We start from the raw sequence: 19819 nt of genomic DNA, 5'->3' as shown, positions 1-19819 counted from the left end.
TGTTAGTTGTCAGTTATTATTTGTCATTTATTAGTTATTAGTTATTAGTTATTAGTTGTCATTTGTTGAGAATAACAAATAACAAATGAATATTAACTAATAACTAAATTTGGATGGCAACGTCAACTTGTAAGTTAGTTAATCGAGATATATTTTGACTATCTGCGGGATTATCAATAGATATTTTGACTTCAATTACTCTCCGGTCTGCGTCAGAATTGGGATTAATACTAAAGATACCTTGTTGATTAACTTGCCAGCCAATTTCTCGCACAGTTCCTTGTAATTGACCAGGAAATGTAGTGCTGGTAATCTTAGCTTTTTGGCCAACTCGAATATTTTGAATATCTGTTTGATAGACTTCTGCTAAGACTTGCATTTGTGATGTATTACCAATTTCTGCAAAGCCAGCAGTAGAAATTATTTCTCCATTTCTGGCATTAATTCGCAAAATTTTCCCATCTATAGTGGAAGAGATGTAGGTTAAATCATGATCGGCTTTCGCTTGTTTAATTGCTGTTTCTGCACTTTTAACTTCACTTTCTGCTAATTCTACATCTACAGACCTAACTTCTTTAATACTATTAAGTTTAGATTTTGCTTCTTTGAGTTGATCTTTAAGTGTATTTTCAGTCCTTTTAAGAGTAGCTTGAGCCTCTTTTAGCTGCTGTTGTGTAGTTTTTAAGGTTAAATTTTTACTATCAACAATAGAAGCAGAAATAGCACCATCTTTAAATAATTGCTGATAGCGATTACTCTCTTTTTGAGCATTTTCAACTTCAGCCCGAATCCGATTAATTGTTGCTACTTGCGCGGCAATATCTCCTTGTAATTGGGAATTTAACCGAGTAATTGTGGCTTGTTGAGCATTAATATCTCCAGTTTTTGCTCCAGCTTTTACCTGTGCCAGTTTAGCTCTAGCAATTAATAATTTATCAAATGCTTGTTGTATGGCTGCTTGGGAACGAGCATAGTTTTCTAGATAAGCTAATACTTGTCCTTTCTTCACATTATCTCCTTCCTTGATCAACAGTTTTTCTACTCTGACACCATTGATAGAATTAGGGGCAGATAAATAAGTAATTTTATCTTTTGGTTGTAACCTTCCTAATGCAGTTACAGCAACTTTAATAGAGGTAGGTTGAGATTTACTAGCTGTTGTCGCAGGAGATAGAATCTGAGAATTGATCTTCAATTGATAGAAAATGTATAAGGATACTAACCCCGTAGCTAAAGTTAGAGAAGTTGCCAAAATTATTTTCCACTTTAGCGCAGTCAATTTGAATAATTGGCTTTGTTTATTTATTGCCATATTGTTATTCCCATGGTGTTATTTCAAAAAATACTCGTAATGGCTATAGACTTATCCTCTGTTGCTTTCATAGAAGCAATATGTCTAATTATTTATGTATGAATTGTTGTCAGCATTCCCAGCTGTTATAAATACCCAAATTAACCTAGAATTAACGTGGATTTTACTGCAAATAATTGATGATTAATGCCACGCTATGCTATCAATTTTATCTTGAATTGGCATTTAATTAAGTAGCCTAAAATACGATATTCCTCATCAGAAATAAAAATCTTCAACTCCTAAGCATTAATGATGCTAATAACTTAGATAAATGAATAAACTTACCTGCGAGTATCCCAAATAAATTTGATATTGTCAACTAAATTTATTTGTTTTTATCAAAATATTTGATTAATCATAAGTTAATATAAAAATTTGTATTTATTTTAGCAAATTTTACTAAATATATGGAGAATTTTCGTATTTAATGCTATAACTTATTAGTCTGGCATTGTTATCAATTATTGACATGATCAAGGACAAAAATTAATCTTTGGTTTATAAATAACCAATTGTCTATAAAAGGTGAGTTATCTTATAAATTCATCAAAAATTAGGACTTAATTATGATAGTTTGCTCAAAAAAGACCCGGTTATGTTCAAATATTTCCCTTGTATATTTATTGATTAGTGACTTATGAAACAATTTAGATATAATTCTTGAATTATCAAGAAAAGATTGATATTAAACCCGTAATTACCAAGAATATGTTATTAGGAAGTGCAGTTTTAAATTATACTTAGGAAATTAACTTGTATGTAAAACGAGGTAAATTAATAAATATTTTTCTCCAAAAATTAGCAAAAATGAACTATTCATTTTTCCTAAACTATGTTAGTCTTTTTATTAATTCAACATTTATAGATGAAAAATAAATTGTTGATTTGATGTCAAGAAACAGAATAAATACTAAAATTCATTCAGTTTTTTAGAGCAGAATTACCTAAAGAAACAAAACCTATTCCTTAATAAATTGGGGTTTTGTATTTCTCCAAGTTACAAACTGCTATATTTTTAAAAAACTGTTTAAGTATTTTTTCACTATTCAGAGAATTTGCCACAGAGTGCTGATTATTTTTGTAACGATTTTGGCAGCTTTTATGAGTCTAATCATCTAAAATAGGTTATCCTGGATTTTAAAAACTGGTCAAAGCATTTATCAACATACAGAATGTGATTATCAAATGGGTAAAACATTCAATGATTAAAAGATAAAAGCCCTTCTGTGTTGAGACCTGTAACCTAAGGAGTCAGTATGCAATTCAGATATCATACTTCTGGGAAGAAATCATAATTTATTCACAGGATTAAATAAAGAAGTCGGGGATATTATATCTTCACTTTCTCAATATCAAAAATCCAGTATTGTCTAGTATTTATTCATGGACAAAAGGTTCTAAAACTGGTTCAAAAAATCCAACGTTGCCAAAAAACTGTGTATATATTCTGTAGTGTTAATCTCAAGTCAAGCATTTAAACTTACCTGCGACAAATGCATTAATACAGATAGAATAACTACCTGTTAATAGTCTATTGTGTTGCACAATTTACGGTACTCAAGATTAGTCTATGCCATCATGTCTTACCCCCCAAAAAAGATAGACACAATAAATACTTCCTTGACGGAATTAGAAGCCCAAATTAATAGTTGTGAACAGGCTTTGCTTAGGTTTATAAAGGAAAAAAAAATGAACATGACTAACGGCACATTATCAGAAAACTCCATGTCAAATAAAGAAATTAACAGAAAACTACAAGCAAATCCAATAGCTATTATTGGTATGGCTTCTTTAATGCCTCAAGCGAGAAATTTAAGAGATTACTGGCAAAATATTGTGAATAAAGTTGACTGTATTACTGATGTTCCTTCAAGTCATTGGAGTGTGGAAGATTACTATGATCCCAATCCAAGAACACCAGAAGATAAAACCTATTGTAAACGTGGTGGTTTCATTCCCGAAGTTGATTTTAACCCCATGGAATTTGGCATTCCCCCCAGCATTTTAGAAGTTACAGATGTTTCCCAACTATTAAGTTTAGTAGTTGCGAAAGAAGCAATGGAAGATGCTGGTTATGGTGATTATCGTGAATTTAGCCGCGAGAATATTGGGGTAATTTTAGGTGTAGCAATGGGCAAACAATTAGCAATGCCCTTAGCTGCTAGATTAGAATATCCAATTTGGGAAAAAGTTCTCAAAAGCAGTGGTTTATCTGATGAAGATACTAAGAAAATTGTTGATAAAATCAAATCTGCTTATGTCAAATGGGATGAAAATGCTTTCCCTGGAATGTTAGCAAATGTTGTGGCTGGGAGAATTGCTAACCGTTTTAACTTTGGCGGTACAAATTGTGTAGTTGATGCCGCTTGTGCTAGTTCTTTCGGGGCATTAAAAATGGCCATTAGTGAATTAGTTGAACATCGTAGCGATATGATGTTAACTGGTGGAGTAGACACCGATAATACCATCATGGCCTACATTTCTTTTAGCAAAACTCCGGCTGTTAGTCCTAGCGATAATGTTAAACCATTTGATGCTAAATCTGATGGGATGATGTTAGGTGAAGGTATTGGGATGATTCTCTTAAAACGCCTAGAAGATGCCCAAAAAGATGGCGATAAAATCTATGCGGTAATTAAGGGAATTGGTACTTCTAGCGATGGTCGCTACAAGAGTATTTATGCTCCTAGAAAAGAAGGACAAGTTAAGGCTTTAGAAAGGGCTTATGATGATGCTGGTTTTTCCCCAGCAACTGTGGGTTTAATGGAGGCCCATGGTACGGGAACAATGGCTGGAGATCCTACAGAATTTGGTTCATTAAGAGATTATTTTGGGAAGCATGATACCCAAAAACAACACATTGCTTTAGGAAGTGTAAAATCGCAAATTGGACATACAAAAGCCGCCGCAGGTGCAGCTAGTTTAATTAAAACTGCCCTAGCATTGCATCACAAAATATTACCAGCGACAATCAATATTAATGAACCAAATCCGAAATTAGATATTGAAAATTCCTCCTTTTATCTAAATACTCAAACTAGACCATGGATAAAGGCAGAAGGTGAAACTCCCAGACGTGCAGGGGTGAGTTCTTTCGGTTTTGGCGGCACAAATTATCATGTTGTTTTAGAAGAGTATGAACCAGAACAACGAAATGCCTATCGTTTACATCATACCTCTAGTGAAATGCTATTATTTGGTGCTAGTCAAGCTGAATTAATTAGTAAGTTGGAGGCGACTTTCAATAATTTGCAAGCTAATGATGGAGAAAGGTATTATTCTCAATTATTGCAAGAGTGTCAATCTCTAACTATTCCCAAAACAGCGGTAAGAATTGGGTTTATAGCCGAGAATTTACAAGAAGCTTGTAAGTTACTGCAAGTTAGTATTGAGTTACTAAAAAATAAGCCTGACGCAACATCTTGGGAGCATCCTCAAGGTATTTATTACCGTTCCTCTGGTATGGAATTGGCTGGAAAAGTTGTCGCTTTATTCTCTGGACAAGGTTCTCAATATTTGGAAATGGGAAGAGAAACGGTAATGAATTTCCCCAGCTTGCGGCAGTTATATGGCAAGATGGATAATTTGTTAAAACAAAGTAATTTGCAACCGATTTCTGAAGTTGTTTTTCCTCATTCTACCTTTGATGAAACTGAGAAAAAAGCGCAAATTGCAGCTTTACAAAGAACCGAATATGCCCAACCTGCCATTGGTGTATTCAGTGCCGGGTTGTATGGAATTTTGCAGCAAGCTGGCTTTAAAGCAGATTTCACCGCAGGCCATAGTTTTGGTGAATTAACGGCTTTGTGGGCTGCTGGAGTATTGAGTGAGGCTGATTATTTGTTCTTGGTGAAGTCTAGAGGACAAGCCATGGCTGCACCAAAAGACCCAGATCATGACCCTGGTAGTATGTTAGCAGTGAAGGAAGATATCAGCAAAATTGAACCGCTACTGAAGCAATTTCCTAGAGTGAGTATTGCTAATTTTAATTCTCCCACCCAAATTGTTTTAGCAGGTCCAAAGTTAGAAATTGATAAAATTCATCATGCTTGCCAAAAATTGGGATATGGTGCGGTTTTATTACCTGTGTCTGCGGCTTTTCACACTCCATTAATAGCATTCGCACAAAAATCCTTTGCTATTGCTACTAAATCAGTAACTTTTAAAAATCCGCAAATTCCCGTTTTTAGTAATGTCACTGGTAAACATTATCCCCAAGATGCCACAGCAATTCAAAAGAATTTAGAAAGCCATTTGGCTAGTTCAGTGCTGTTTAAACAACAAATTGAAAATATTTATGGTGCTGGTGGTTATTGCTTTGTAGAATTTGGACCAAAACGGGTTTTAAGTAATTTGGTGAAAGAGATATTAGGAGATCGTCCTCATATTACTATATCTCTGAATCCTAGTCCACAAAAAAATAGCGATCGCTCCTTGCGAGAAGCCGTGGTTCAGTTGCGCGTTATGGGCATGAATCTTAGCAATCTTGATCCTTATCAACTCCCTCCTGTGTTACCTCCTATTGCGGCTAAAAAGACCCTTAACGTCAAATTAACTGGCATTAACTACATTTCCGATAAAACTAAAAATGCCTTTATTCAAAGCTTGCAGAACGGAGATAAAAATTCAGTAGTTCAGGAGTTTAAAAGTCCAGAAACTCAAGAATTTAAAATTCTAGAAATTGAAAATTCAGAAATTGTCAAAATTCCTTCAACTGGACATAACGGCAACGGTAATGGACATAAAAAACAACCCGTCATAGCAACTCAGTTACAATCACAGATGAATACTGCAACTCTCATTAAAGAACCGCAAAAAGAACCAGAGAAAATATCCATTTCAGAATTGTTCGCACAGCAATCTAGAGATCAAATGCAAACACCAGATAAACTTGTCAATTGCCAACAAATTCTCACCAGTTTGGAACAACTTCTCAGCCAGTTTCAATATAACCAAAGCGAGAATTTAGAAGTTCACAGCACATATCTTAACCATCAAATAGAATACACCAAAACATTCTTTCAATTAATGCAGCAGCAAAATAAATTATTTGCTAATGTTAAATCTTCTACTGAAGCTGCTCAAATTAAGCAGGTAATCATGGAGAGTTTAGAACGCAGCATGATGCAGTTTCATTCTCAACAAGGTGAAACTCTCCGCATTCATGAACAATACTTGCGGGAACAAATAGAATATACCAAACACTTTTTCCAACTTATTCAAGAAGAATATTCTCAACTGATTTCTGAAACTCAAGAAACAGCAGCTTTTATTCCCCTATCTACCGCTGAAGAAGCACCAGTCGCTGCTAATGTTACTATTATTCCCTCTCAAACAGTACCAGTAATTGAGCCAAAAGTTGAGCCAAAAGTTGAATTAGAAATACCTATTTCAACTGTCAATAAAGTTATAGAACCTGTAATTAACGAGATAATTGAATCCGCACCTGAACCAATTGCATTAATTCCTGAAACTGTAACCGTAGTTAATAACATTAATCTAGATGATTTAGCCAACAATTTATTAACTATAACTAGCGAAAAAACAGGTTATCCTATTGAAATGTTAGAACTCGATATGGATATGGAAGCCGACTTAGGAATTGACTCTATTAAAAAAGTGGAAATTTTAGGAGGATTGCAAGAATTATATCCTAATCTGCCTAAACCAAACCTCGAAGAACTAGCAGAAAAACGCACGATTGGTCAAGTTGTCGAATATCTGCAAAAACAGAATCCATTAACAACAGAAATCCCAGCAGAATCAATTATTATTCCTCAAATTCCCACAGAGATAATAGAGGAATTAGCACCAGAACCAATTATTAGTCCCCAATTTTCAATTCCCAGTTCCCAACCTGCCGAAAACAGTAACGAATATGCTGATTTAGCCCAAACTCTGTTAAACATTACCAGCGAAAAAACGGGTTATCCGGTGGAAATGTTGGAACTGGATATGGACATGGAAGCAGACTTAGGTATAGATTCCATTAAACGAGTAGAAATACTAGGGGCAATGCAGGAAGCATATCCGAATTTACCCAAACCTAATATAGAAGAACTGGGAGATTTACGGACAATTGGGCAAATCGTTAACTACCTCCAAACACTGGTGGGAGGTGAAAAAAAAAAGCCGTACATTGATGTTAACTCGGTAACTCTTAATTCCCCGTTAATTAAGGGGGAAAGCGCGGGGGTGGAGTCGACTATCACAGTGGATTTAACCCCACCACCTATGGTAGATCCTCATCTTCCCCGTCGTCTAGCCCAACTCGAAACCTTACCCAGACCGGATTTTTGGGAAGCACAACTACCAGCAGGACACATTGGTTTAATTACGGACGATGGTTCTTTAACTACCACAGAATTAGTTGATGCACTGGTAGCAAAAGGTTGGAGAATTGTAGTTTTGAGTTTCCCCCAATCCTTAATTCCTACACAATTGCCATTACCAGCAGGTGTTACCCGCATTACATTAGCCAACATGAGTGAACAACATTTGCAATTATTATTGCAAAGTGTGATTACTAAACATGGAGCAATTGGGGCATTTATTCACCTACATCCTCAATTTCAACCTGAAAAACCTGGTCATATTTCCTATCCAGAAGCAGAAAAAGCAATTATTAAACAAGTGTTTTTAATGGCAAAACATTTGAAAGTAACTTTGAATAATGCAGCATTATTGCCAGGAAGAACAAGCTTCTGCACAGTCGCTCATCTTGATGGTGAATTTGGGTTAGGACATGAAACTAATTTCAGTGCAATTGCTGCCGGTTTATTTGGTTTAACTAAGAGTTTGCGGTGGGAATGGCCACAGGTATTTTTTAGAGCAATTGACCTAAATCCCACTTTAGATCATCAGGAATCTGCTCAATATATTGTCGCTGAATTACACGATTCTAATCGCTATATTGGCGAAGTTGGTTATGGTAATCAAGGACGAGTAACGCTGGTTGCTAAGGCTGAATAATTTGTAGGGTGGGCATTGCCCACCATGAGATGATTTTTTTCACCTAGAGTCGCAGAAAGTAAGAGTTTGATATTTTGATTTTTTACGTGAGGATTTATGACTGCAACTGTTCAAATTAGTCCATCTTCTGTTTTTGTTGTTAGTGGTGGAGCAAGGGGAATCACTGCTCAATGTACTGTTAAATTAGCTCAACAACAACGTTGTAAATTTATTCTTTTAGGTCGTTCAGAAATTACTACAGAACCAGAATATGCGCGGGATTGTTTGGAAGATTCTGCCTTGAAAAAGCGCATTATGGAAAATTTGATTTCTCAGGGTGAAAAACCAACTCCCATGATGGTACAAAAGATATTTAACCAAATTAATTCTAGTCGAGAAATTAAGAAGACATTAGCAGCTATTGCATCTACAGGAGGAACGGCTGAATATATTAGTGTTGATGTGACTGACACTGTGAATTTGAAAGCAAAATTACAAGAAATTTCTCAGAAAGTAGGTCAAATTACCGGAATTATTCACGGTGCCGGTAACTTAGCAGATAAATTAATTGAAAAGAAGACAGAAGATGATTTCGAGAAAGTTTATACAGCTAAAGTTCAGGGTTTAGAAAATCTCCTCAGTTGTATTAATTCCCAAGAATTAAAACATTTAGTATTGTTTTCTTCGGTGAGTGGTTTTTATGGAAATATCGGTCAAACTGATTATGCTATAGCCAATGAAATTCTGAATAAATCAGCGCATTTAATCAAACAATATCACCCTAATTGTCATGTAGTCGCAATTAATTGGGGAGGTTGGGATAGTGGGATGGTGACACCACAATTAAAAAAAGCATTTGCAGAAAGAGGAATTGATATTATTCCTGTAGAAATTGGTACACAAATGTTAGTTAATGAACTACATCCAGCCTATCAAGATCATACACAAGTTGTCATTGGTAGTCCAATGTTTCTACCTCCTTCATCTTTAGATTCCCAATTGCGAATCCATCGCATTCGGCGGAAAATGACATTAGCAGAAAATCCGTTTTTGTATGATCATGTGATTGCAGGAACACCAGTTTTACCAGCTACTTGTGCTATGGCTTGGATGATCAATGCTTGTGAAGAAGTTTATCCAGGTTATCGCTATTTAAGTTGTCAACAATTCAAAGTATTAAAAGGAATTACCTTTAACGCCAATTTAGCAGATGAATTTTTGTTAGAGTTGAAAGAACTGGATAAGAAAAATGGTGAATTTATCGAATTTGAAACCACCATTACTAGTAAAAATCCCCTGGGTAAACCCCTATTTCACTTCCGTGCCGTTATTAAAGTAGTAGGAAAAACACCAGAACAGCCAATTTATCCAAGAGTGGATCTCACAGAAGACAATATTATTACTACCACCGGAACAGACTTTTATCAAACAAGTGATACCGCATTATTTCACGGTCCATGTTTCCAAAAAATCAACAGAGTCATCAACATCACCAGCGAAAAAATCACCACAGAATGTTATTGGGAATCAATTTCCCGTCAAAAACAAGGACAATTTCCCATTAGATGGTATAACCCTTATGCAACAGACTTGAGTACACAACCTTTATGGTTATGGTTAAATCATTTTTATCAAGAAATATGTCTACCTGGACAACTAACAGATTCCCAACAATTTGCACCAATTCCTTGCGACGCACCCTATTATGTCTCCTGTGAAATTAAAGCTAAAACAAATAGTGGTGCAACCTGTGATTTCATTATTCACGGTCGAGAAGGACAAATATACTCACAGATATTAGGAGCAAAGGCAGTAATTTGTCCACAGGAATTACTCAAACGTAAATAATTCATAACTAGTCCGTAGGTTGGGTAGAACAAAGTGAAACTCAACATTCCGAAACTACAATTTTTTAATCACAGCGCAAGTTTTTAATCCTTGCCAATTGGGGGAATAGCGTAAATCCTTTTCAGTCACGTCTTATGCCCCAACGAGGATTTCCACAGTGGAAAAAATAGCTATCATCGGGTTATCTTGCCTATTTCCCGATGCTAATAATCCCGAAGAATTTTGGCAGAATCTTACACAAGAAAAAGATTCCACATCATCTATAACTGTAGCGGATTTGGGAATAGATCCCGCTATATTTTACGACAATAACAAAGGAACACCAGAAAAATTCTACTTCCTTAAAGGCGGTTTTATCCGCAATTTTGAATTTGATCCTAGTGAGTACAATTTACCAGCATCATTTGTTGAAAGTCTCGACAATAGTTTTAAATGGTCACTATATGCCGCTAAACAGGCAATTCTTGATAGTGGTTATTTAGAAAATCAAACTGCACTCTCAAAATGTGGCGTAATTTTAGGAACTTTGGGATTTCCAACCAAAGCTTCTAATAGTTTATTTGCTCCTATTTATCAGCAAAATATTGAACCTGCAATTAGTGAACTTTTGCAGAATCAGGATTTTCATTTACCAGGAACAAATAATAGCATCAAAAAATCGCCATATAATGCTATGGTTTCCGGTTTACCTGCTGCTATAGTTTCTAAAGCATTTTCTTTATCTGCAACTCATTTTTGTATAGATGCTGCTTGTTCATCATCATTTTATGCCATTAAATTAGCATCCCATTATCTGCAATCTGGCAAAGCTGATTTAATGTTAGCTGGTGCGATTAGTTGTGCAGATCCATTATTTATTAGAATGTTATTTTCTGGTATTCAAGGATATCCAGATAATGGCATTAGTCGTCCCCTAGATAAGTCATCACGCGGGTTAATTACCTCCGAAGGCATAGGAATGGTAATGCTTAAAAGACACAGTGATGCTATTAGAGATGGTGACAATATCTTAGCCACAATTTGTGGTAATGGTTTATCTAATGATGGTAAAGGTAAACATCTTCTTAGTCCTAATTCTCAAGGTCAAACTCTAGCATATCAAAGAGCTTATTCTGAAGCTAAACTTAACCCCCAAACTATTGATTATTTAGAGTGCCATGCTACAGGTACTTTATTAGGAGATACCACCGAATTTAACTCAATTGAAAGCTTTTTTAGTCCATATAAAGCAACTCCATTAGTAGGTTCAACGAAAACAAATGTTGGTCATTTACTTGTTGCTGCAGGTATGGTAGGCATAACTAAGACAATTTTAAGTATGTCCCATGGTGTGATTCCTCCTACTATTAATGTGACCCAACCTATAGGTTCTGAAAATAATGTTATCTCTCCACAAAACATTGTCAGAACTCCTACTAAATGGCCAAGTCAAGGAACTAAAAGAGCAGCTTTAAGCGCCTTTGGTTTTGGTGGTACAAACTCTCATATTATTCTAGAAGCAGGGAAGTAAGCAGATGAATATTCAGCAACAGAAGACCGCAAAAATGGCAATTGTTGGTATGGATGCCTTTTTTGGTGAATGTCAAGAATTAGATGCCTTCGAGAGCAGTATTTATGACGGAAAACAGCATTTTATTCCTCTACCAGAATCAAGATGGCATGGTATTAATCAACAAGAAACTTTACTACAGGAGTATGGTTTAGAAGTTGGAAAAGTACCACAAGGAGCTTATATTGATAATTTTGAAGTTGATACTTTCGCTTACAAAATTCCTCCCAATGAAGTTGAAAAGATCAACCCTCAACAACTGTTATTATTAAGAGTTGCTGACCGCGCTCTCAAAGATGCGAAAATTTCACCTAATAGTAATGTAGCGGTAATTATTGCAGCAGATACAGAACTATCTGTTCACCAATTACAGCAAAGGTGGAATTCATCCTGGCAAATTAAAGATGGTTTAAATGGCGCAGAAATCACTTTATCACCAGAAAAAATTCATCAATTAGAAAGTATTGTTCAAGATAGTATTCACAATCAAGTTGAACTTAGTGAATATCTCAGTTACGTTACCAATATTATGGCTAGTCGCATTTCCTCTCTATGGAATTTCTCAGGTTCATCTTTTACAATTAGTGCGGTAGAAACTGCTGCTTTTAAAGCTTTAGAATTAGCGCAAATGCTGCTAGATACTAATGAAGTAGATGCTGTAATTGTGGGTGCTGTTGACTTAGCTGGTGGGGTAGAAAACGTCTTATTGCGAAGTCAATTTGGCAAAATTAATACAGGGGTCAATACTTTAAGTTTTGACGAAAAAGCCGACGGTTGGAATGTGGGAGAAGGTGCGGGTGCGGTAGTTCTTAAACGTCATGATGTCGCATTGCAAAATCAGGAACGCATCTATGCAGTTATTGATGCTGTTAGTATTGGTCAATCTGCATCTATGGCTGTAAATGATACCATCATTACTCAAGTCTGCAAACAAGCGTTTCAACAAGCAGGTATCCAACCTCAAGAAGTCAACTATTTAGAAGTCTGCGCTAGTGGTATTCCCGCCGAAGACGAAGCCGAAATTAATGGTATTCTCCAAGCTTATCCTTCCGTTGGAGATGGTTTACACTGCGCTATAGGTAGCGTTAAATCTAATATTGGTCATACCTTCGTTGCCTCTGGAATTGCCAGTTTAATTAAAACTGCACTGAGTTTGTATTATAAATATATACCTGCAACCCCCAACTGGTCTGGAGTGAAAACACCGCAAGTATGGGAAGGTAGTCCTTTCTATGTTGCTACCGAGTCCCGTCCCTGGTTTTTACAAAAAGAAGTCAAATGCAGAATTTCCGCCATTAATAGTATTGGTTGTGATGGTTCTTTTGCTCATGTAATTATCTCAGAAGAAACCAATCAACCAGAACCCCAAAATCGTTATTTAGAGTCAAAATCTTTTCATCTTTTCCCCCTAGTTGCTAATGATCAATCTAGTTTATTAGCAGCATTAGATCATCTACAGGCAACAATTGAAAATACAGATGATCTCAAAAATACAGCTACTCATAACTTTCTTAAATTTCAGCAAAATTCTGATACAAAGTACACATTATCAATTACTGGACGTAACCAAAAAGAATTAATTAAAGAAATTAATTCTGCCAAAAAAGGTGTAACAAACGCCTTTGAAAATGGCAAAGATTGGCAAACTCCCATAGGTAGTTATTTCACACCAAAACCATTAGGTAAAACTGGTGAAATTGCCTTTATTTACCCCGCAGCAGTTAACTCTTATTTAGGTATTGGTCGGACATTATTCCGACTATTTCCTAAAGCTTTTGATGATGTAATTGTCAAAAGTCTTTACAAACGCGCCGCTGATGTAGAAAAATTAGTATTTCCCAGAAGTTTAGGTAAATTATCTACCAGAGAATTAGAAACATTAGAAAAAAAATTGTTAGCTGATTCTCTGGCTATGTTTGAAGCAGAAATGCTATTTACCAGACTGATAACCACAATTATCAGCGACGACTTTCAAGTTAAACCCAAACATATCTTTGGTTATAGTTTGGGAGAAACCAGTATGATGGTTGCTCAAGGAGTTTGGAGTAACTTCTATCAAGGAAGTAATACCTTTAATTCTTCTAACTTATTTGGTGATAGATTATCAGGTTACAAAAATGCTGTTTGTGAGTATTGGGGACTACCAAAAAATTCTACCAATTCCCATAATAATTTGTGGGGTAACTATGTGCTGATAGCCAGTCCTGCACAGGTAAGAGAATGTTTAAAAAGCGAAAATTATGTTTATTTAACCCAAATTAATACATCAGAAGAAGTATTAATTGGCGGTGAACCAGCAGCTTGTGAACGAGTGATTAAAAAACTGGGTTGTAATGCCTTTCCTGCACCATTTGATCATGTAATTCATTGTCAAGCAATGCAGTCAGAATACCCAGAATTAGTTAAACTCAATAACTTACCAGCACAACAAATTCCCGGAGTTACATTTTATTCTGCTGCTAAATATCAACCCATTTCCCTAAAAAGTGAATCAATTGCTCATCATATTGCTACAGGTTTATGTCAGGAATTAGACTTTCCTCGTCTCGTTAATCGTGTTTATGCAGACGGAGCAAAAATATTTATTGAAGCTGGTGCTGGTGGTATTTGTTCGCGTTGGATAAGTAAAAATCTTGGTAATCAAGAACATATTACCGTATCCCTAAACCGACGTGGTACAGATGATCATAGTTCCCTAATTAAAGCATTAGCAAAACTATTGAGTCATCAAGTCAAATTAAATCTAGCTCCCTTATATAACTTATCCTCAAAGAATCAAAAACAAAATAAATTAACCCTGAGGAAAGTTACATTAGGTGGTAATTCCATGGCTGCTATGATTTTAAACCCAGAAAATCAAAAACTTTTTGCTAATAACCAGCAGCAAAAAACTTTTCCTCATGAAGGGTATAAAATCATCAATTCCTTACAAACAGTAGAGAAAATAGCGCCCACAGAGATTTATCCCAAACCTAAACCCAAACCAGAAAAAAAATCCATGAAAACTATCATGGAGAACGGTTTGGAATTGTCAAAGAAACTAAAATTCTTTGAGTCAACAAAAATCTTAAAGCCAAACATAAACCAAGAACCTACTGAAAAAATTAGCATGAATGATTTAAAGATTTCTCAGTACAAAAAACTCAGTAACAACACCGCCAAATTAACTAAAACGCACACAAGTTTCTTAGCAGCTAGACAAGATTTTAGTCAGCAAATGAGCGAAATTATCCAATTACAATTAGCTTGCGCTCAAAACCTACTCAAGGAAGCTCCATAGGGTGTGTTAGCGATTAGTAACGCACCATTATTAAGAGTTTGGTGTGTTACGAATTTTATTCTAAAATACCCTACCAAACTCCTTAATTATTCATTTCAAATCCTTTGCTTATAAATTGAGGAATAACTACCGTGAAAACAATTGAGACGGTACGAAATCAACATGATAATGGACTTGGTTTTTTCGGCTGGAATCATCATCAAAACCAAATTTGGAAAGGTTCATTAGATTGTGTTAGCTTTGAAAAAAATGCCATCAAAGATAAACTATTAACATTAGATCAACCTTGTCATATTATCAAAATAGCAGGGAGAATTGGTGTTACTAATGATGGTTATTTAGCACCTAATGATCATGGTTCATCTGGACAACCAGAACTTTTAATCTCACTCCCACCTCTACGTTTACAACAACTTGGTGATTCCAGTTTTCTCACTGCTTATGGTGTAAAATACGCCTATATGACCGGCGCTATGGCTGGTGGTATTGCTTCTGAAAAGATGGTAATTGCACTAGGAAAAGAGAAGATTTTAAGCTCCTTTGGTGCTGGTGGCTTACTTCCAGAACGTTTAGAATCTGCCATTAATTCTATTCAACAAGCCTTACCAAATGGACCCTATGCTTTCAATTTAATTCACAGTCCCAATGAACCAATTATTGAGCGTCGCGCTGTAGATTTATATCTAAAATATGGTGTCAGAACAGTAGAAGCATCTGCATTTTTAGACTTAACTCCTAATATTGTTTACTATCGAATTGCTGGGTTAAGATTGAATGCAGCCAATCAAATTGATATCAGAAATAAGGTCATTGCTAAAATTTCCCGTCGAGAAGTTGCAACTAAATTTTTGCAACCAGCACCCGCGAGAATTATCAAAGAATTACTTCAGCAAGGATTAATTACCGAACTACAGGCAAATTTGGCCAGCCAAGTACCAATGGCTGATGATATTACCGTTGAAGCTGATTCTGGAGGTCACACTGATAATCGTCCTTTAGTATGTTTATTACCTTCAATTATTGCTCTCAGAGATGAAATTCAATCGCAATATAATTACTCAGTTCCTATTAGAATTGGAGTCGCTGGAGGCATTGGTACACCAGAATCAGCCTTAGCTGGTTTCATCATGGGTGCTGCTTACATAGTCACTGGTTCAATTAATCAATCTTGTGTTGAATCTGGTGCTTGTGAACATACTAAAAAGTTATTAGCACAAGCAGAAATGGCAGATATGATCATGGCTCCCGCAGCCGATATGTTTGAAATGGGAGTGAAATTACAAGTTCTCAAACGGGGGACAATGTTCCCCATGCGAGCGCAAAAACTTTATGAGTTATATCGCACTTATGACTCTATTGAACATATTCCCAAAGCCGAAAAAGAAAAGTTAGAAAAACAAATTTTTCGTAAAAGTATTCCTGAAGTTTGGGAAGGTACAGCCGCTTATTTATCCCAAAAAAATCCTGAAAAATTGGGTAAAGCTGTTAATAATCCTAAACTGAAAATGGCCTTAATTTTTAGATGGTATTTAGGGTTATCTTCCCGCTGGTCTAGCACTGGTGAAAAAGGTCGGGAAGTTGATTATCAAATTTGGTGCGGACCAGCTATGGGTGGCTTTAATGACTGGGTGCGTGGTTCATATTTATCAGAACCTAATCAACGTCATGTTGTTGATGTTGCTAACCAAATTATGAAGGGAACTGGATTTTTATATCGTACCCATAGTTTGAAAATTCAGGGTTTGCAAATGCCTCCTTATTACAGTCAATATCAACCAATTCCTTCTATATTGGAGAAGTAAAAATGAATTTAAAACAGTCTTATACTGCTGAAAGTATTCAAACATTTCTAGCTTCCAATCTTGCAGAAGTTATTGGAGTTACAACCGCAGAAATTGATGTTCACGAAAATTTAGAAAATTATGGTTTAGATTCTGCTCAAGCCATGATTATTATTAGTAAATTGGAGCAATTATTAGGATTTAAACCCTCTCCCGTTCTGCTTTGGCATTATCCCAATATTGCTGCCCTTTCTCAGCGGTTGTCAGAGGAAGCAAGTGATGATTCTCCTGGAAAAGATGCAGCTTCAGGTACAAATTCTTCTGTTAATTTTGCTCCCCCTTTCCTAGATTTAGCTGCGGAAGCTGTCCTAGACCCCAGCATTCAACCTGTAGGTAATACCGTTTTTGTTTCTCACCCCAAAAATATCTTTTTAACCGGAGGAACAGGTTATTTAGGTGCTTTCATTATCAAGGAATTACTAGAAGTTAGTGAAGCAATTCTTTATTGTTTAGTGCGTGCTAGTAGTCTCGCAGAAGGGAAAAGCAAATTAGAAAATAATTTGCAACAATATGGAATTTGGCAAGATCAATATAGTCACCGCATTATCCCCATTATTGGTGATTTATCACAACCACATTTGGGTATTAATGCAGAACAATTTCAAGATTTAGCTGCTAATATTGATACTATTTATCATAGTGCAGCTTTACTGAATTATGTTTATCCCTACTCAGCCCTAAAAACAGCGAATGTCTTGGGTACACAGGAAGTTTTACGTTTAGCTTGTCAAACCAAAGTTAAACCATTTCATTATGTTTCTAGTGTTGCTGTTTTTGAGTCTAGTGCTTATGCTGGTAAGATAGTTAAAGAAGATGATGATTTTCATGACTGGGAAGGTATTTTTCTCGGTTATTCCCAAACTAAATGGGTGGCAGAAAAGTTAGTAAAAATTGCTGGTAGTCGAGGATTACCTATCACTATTCATAGACCTCCTTTAATTTCTGGGGATAGCAAAACCGGAATTTGTAATACCCATGATTTCATCAATTTAATGATTAAAGGTTGTCTACAAATGGGTTCTTTTCCCGATGTAGATTATATGTTAGATATGTCTCCTGTTGATTATGTCAGCAAATCTGTTGTTTATCTTTCTCGACAAGAAACATCTGTAGGTAAAGCTTTCCATTTACAACATCCTCAACCCGCTTCTTTAATATCTTTAGTTGATTGGGTGCGTTCTTTTGGGTTTTCATTAAAGATGATTCCATACCAAGAATGGCAAGCAGAATTAATTAATAATGTCACCTCTCCAGACAATCCTTTATATACTTTGCGGCCATTTTTGTTAGAACGTTGGTCAGATGAACAAATCACTATTCCTGATTTGTATTTACAAGCTAGAAGACCAATTATTAGTTGTGAAAAAACTCTAGAAGCATTAAAAGGCAGTTCTATTGTTTGTCCTGCTATTGATTCTCAATTGTTGATGACTTACACATCTTACCTAGTGCAAACTGGTTTTTTAAGTCTTGTCTAATTCTTTTGGCACAGGTAAACTGTGCCTATTTTATTAATGTAATTCACTTCTTAAAAAATGAACATAAAATGTCGGGAAACTGTTTTAATTACTGGTTCAGCTAGTGGTATTGGCTATCAGTTAGCCCGGATTTTTGCTCATGAGAATTACAATCTTGTATTGGTAGACAGGTTAGGAGAAAAACTGCAAATAATAGCTGTTGAACTTGCACAAGAGTTTGGGATTTTTGTTAAACCCATTACCAAAGATTTATCTATATCCACATCTCCAGAAGAAATTTTTACAGAATTACAACAAGTCGGTATTAAAGTTGATATCTTAGTCAATAATGCAGGTTTTGGTAATCATGGATTATTTTATGAAACCAACCTCAATACTGAACTGGAAATGTTGCAGGTAAATTTGGTTTGTCTTACCCATTTAACCAAATTATTTCTTAGAGAAATGGTTAAACAACGTCATGGTAAAATTCTTAATGTCGCTTCTGCTGCTGCATTTCAACCAGGTCCGTTAATGGCGGTTTATTTTGCAACAAAAGCTTATGTTTTATCTTTTTCAGAAGCTATTGCTAATGAGTTAGAAGGTACAGGTATAACTGTAACTGTTCTTTGTCCAGGTTCAACTGCATCTGCATTTCATGAAAGAACCGGAATGGCAGATTCTAAACTACTAAAACGCAAAAAAATGATGGATGCAGAAACTGTAGCCCAAATTGGTTATCATGGTTTAATTCAGGGAAAAACAATTATTATTCCTGGTTTTGTTAATAAATTAATGGCAAAATGTATTCGCTTTATACCCAGGAAAATGGTAACAAGAATTGTCAGAAGTATGCAAGAAGATAAATAATTAAAGACAATGCAAAAGCACTGAAAATCTGATTATTGGGTAGAGGTAATTCATGAATTACCTCTACTTTATTGCTGTTTTGACTAAGTCTTATTTTAAATCCAGATCACTTTAAATAAAGTGATTTACTACTCTTTAATCACTTCCACCCCAAGTCCACACAGGATTACCTATTTTCATTCCCTGCTTGATAACTATTAAAGGATAATTATTAGGATCAAAACTGCCTGCTAAATCAAGCATAAAATAAACTTTACCCTTAACAAAATGCAGCCGATAATGACTATTTCCAGCAGAAGCAAAGCATTGAGCATATTTCGGTTTTAATGTTCCTACCCATGTCGTACTAAAGCTATTACTTGTGCTGATAGAAATATTATTTGCGTACCCACTCAAATTCACAGAACCGTCGGTAGCAAAACTTCCCTCTCGATAAGGTTGGGGAATTTCCGTGACAATAACTTTATCTGGACAACTTTGTTTTTGCACGTTTTGACTATAAACTTTAAGTTCAATTTTATTTCCTCCCTTTTGTGCTTGGACACTAAAGGATGAGAATAGGGAAAGTAAAATAATACTTATTCCCATGGTTAAATTCTTAAGTGGAATATTACGCATAAAGTTATCAAATGTGTTTGTGAGTTGATTTGTGGTATCACTAATACACAA

9 protein-coding genes are annotated in these 19819 nt (G+C 35.6%); 7 read left to right on the top strand and 2 right to left on the bottom strand.

The genetic code is table 11. The annotated features are described in order from the left end of the window. Positions 1-103: 103 nt before the first annotated feature. Positions 104-1312 (bottom strand): ABC exporter membrane fusion protein, encoded by a 1209-nt coding sequence (locus tag H6F62_RS03390; protein WP_137908979.1) that lies wholly within the window; start codon positions 1310-1312, stop codon positions 104-106. 1620 nt (positions 1313-2932) lie between these two features. On the opposite strand from H6F62_RS03390, the gene H6F62_RS03385 reads away from it, so the two are divergent. From H6F62_RS03385 to H6F62_RS03355, 7 genes are all read left to right on the top strand, one after another. Continuing rightward, positions 2933-8326, top strand: a complete 5394-nt coding sequence (locus H6F62_RS03385; protein ID WP_190371338.1) for a type I polyketide synthase — start codon at positions 2933-2935, stop codon at positions 8324-8326. 96 nt (positions 8327-8422) lie between these two features. Beyond that, positions 8423-10153 carry an SDR family NAD(P)-dependent oxidoreductase gene (locus H6F62_RS03380; RefSeq protein ID WP_137908981.1) on the top strand — a complete coding sequence of 577 codons (1731 nt, stop codon included), beginning with the start codon at positions 8423-8425 and terminating at the stop codon, positions 10151-10153. 157 nt (positions 10154-10310) lie between these two features. Then, positions 10311-11663, top strand: coding sequence for a polyketide synthase (locus H6F62_RS03375; protein WP_137908982.1), 1353 nt, complete (start codon positions 10311-10313; stop codon positions 11661-11663). 4 nt (positions 11664-11667) lie between these two features. After that, positions 11668-14982 (top strand): type I polyketide synthase, encoded by a 3315-nt coding sequence (locus tag H6F62_RS03370; protein ID WP_190371337.1) that lies wholly within the window; start codon positions 11668-11670, stop codon positions 14980-14982. Between the two features lie 131 nt (positions 14983-15113). Then, positions 15114-16784, top strand: a complete 1671-nt coding sequence (locus tag H6F62_RS03365) for a PfaD family polyunsaturated fatty acid/polyketide biosynthesis protein (RefSeq protein WP_190371336.1) — start codon at positions 15114-15116, stop codon at positions 16782-16784. Between the two features lie 2 nt (positions 16785-16786). After that, complete coding sequence (locus tag H6F62_RS03360; RefSeq protein WP_137908985.1) at positions 16787-18301, top strand: thioester reductase domain-containing protein; 1515 nt, start codon at positions 16787-16789, stop codon at positions 18299-18301. 57 nt (positions 18302-18358) lie between these two features. After that, positions 18359-19150 carry an SDR family oxidoreductase gene (locus tag H6F62_RS03355; protein WP_137908986.1) on the top strand — a complete coding sequence of 264 codons (792 nt, stop codon included), beginning with the start codon at positions 18359-18361 and terminating at the stop codon, positions 19148-19150. A gap of 135 nt (positions 19151-19285) precedes the next feature. Here the strand turns inward: H6F62_RS03355 and H6F62_RS03350 are convergent, their stop codons facing one another. Beyond that, positions 19286-19738, bottom strand: a complete 453-nt coding sequence (locus H6F62_RS03350) for a hypothetical protein (RefSeq protein WP_236097167.1) — start codon at positions 19736-19738, stop codon at positions 19286-19288. Positions 19739-19819 lie beyond the last annotated feature (81 nt).

The organism is Anabaena sp. FACHB-1391 (assembly GCF_014696755.1).
Taxonomy (GTDB): Bacteria; Cyanobacteriota; Cyanobacteriia; order Cyanobacteriales; family Nostocaceae; genus Dolichospermum; species Dolichospermum planctonicum.
The sequence above is the reverse complement of the archived record's forward strand: the minus strand, read 5'-3'. Positions and strand labels throughout refer to the sequence as shown.

Bases quoted from the DNA above. Each gene is read 5' to 3' on its own strand.
- H6F62_RS03380 (WP_137908981.1), top strand. From the start codon at position 8,423: ATGACTGCAACTGTTCAAATTAGTCCATCTTCTGTTTTTGTTGTTAGT.
- H6F62_RS03355 (WP_137908986.1), top strand. From the start codon at position 18,359: ATGAACATAAAATGTCGGGAAACTGTTTTAATTACTGGTTCAGCTAGT.
- H6F62_RS03385 (WP_190371338.1), top strand. From the start codon at position 2,933: ATGTCTTACCCCCCAAAAAAGATAGACACAATAAATACTTCCTTGACG.
- H6F62_RS03390 (WP_137908979.1), bottom strand. From the start codon at position 1,312: ATGGCAATAAATAAACAAAGCCAATTATTCAAATTGACTGCGCTAAAG.
- H6F62_RS03360 (WP_137908985.1), top strand. From the start codon at position 16,787: ATGAATTTAAAACAGTCTTATACTGCTGAAAGTATTCAAACATTTCTA.
- H6F62_RS03350 (WP_236097167.1), bottom strand. From the start codon at position 19,738: ATGGGAATAAGTATTATTTTACTTTCCCTATTCTCATCCTTTAGTGTC.
- H6F62_RS03370 (WP_190371337.1), top strand. From the start codon at position 11,668: ATGAATATTCAGCAACAGAAGACCGCAAAAATGGCAATTGTTGGTATG.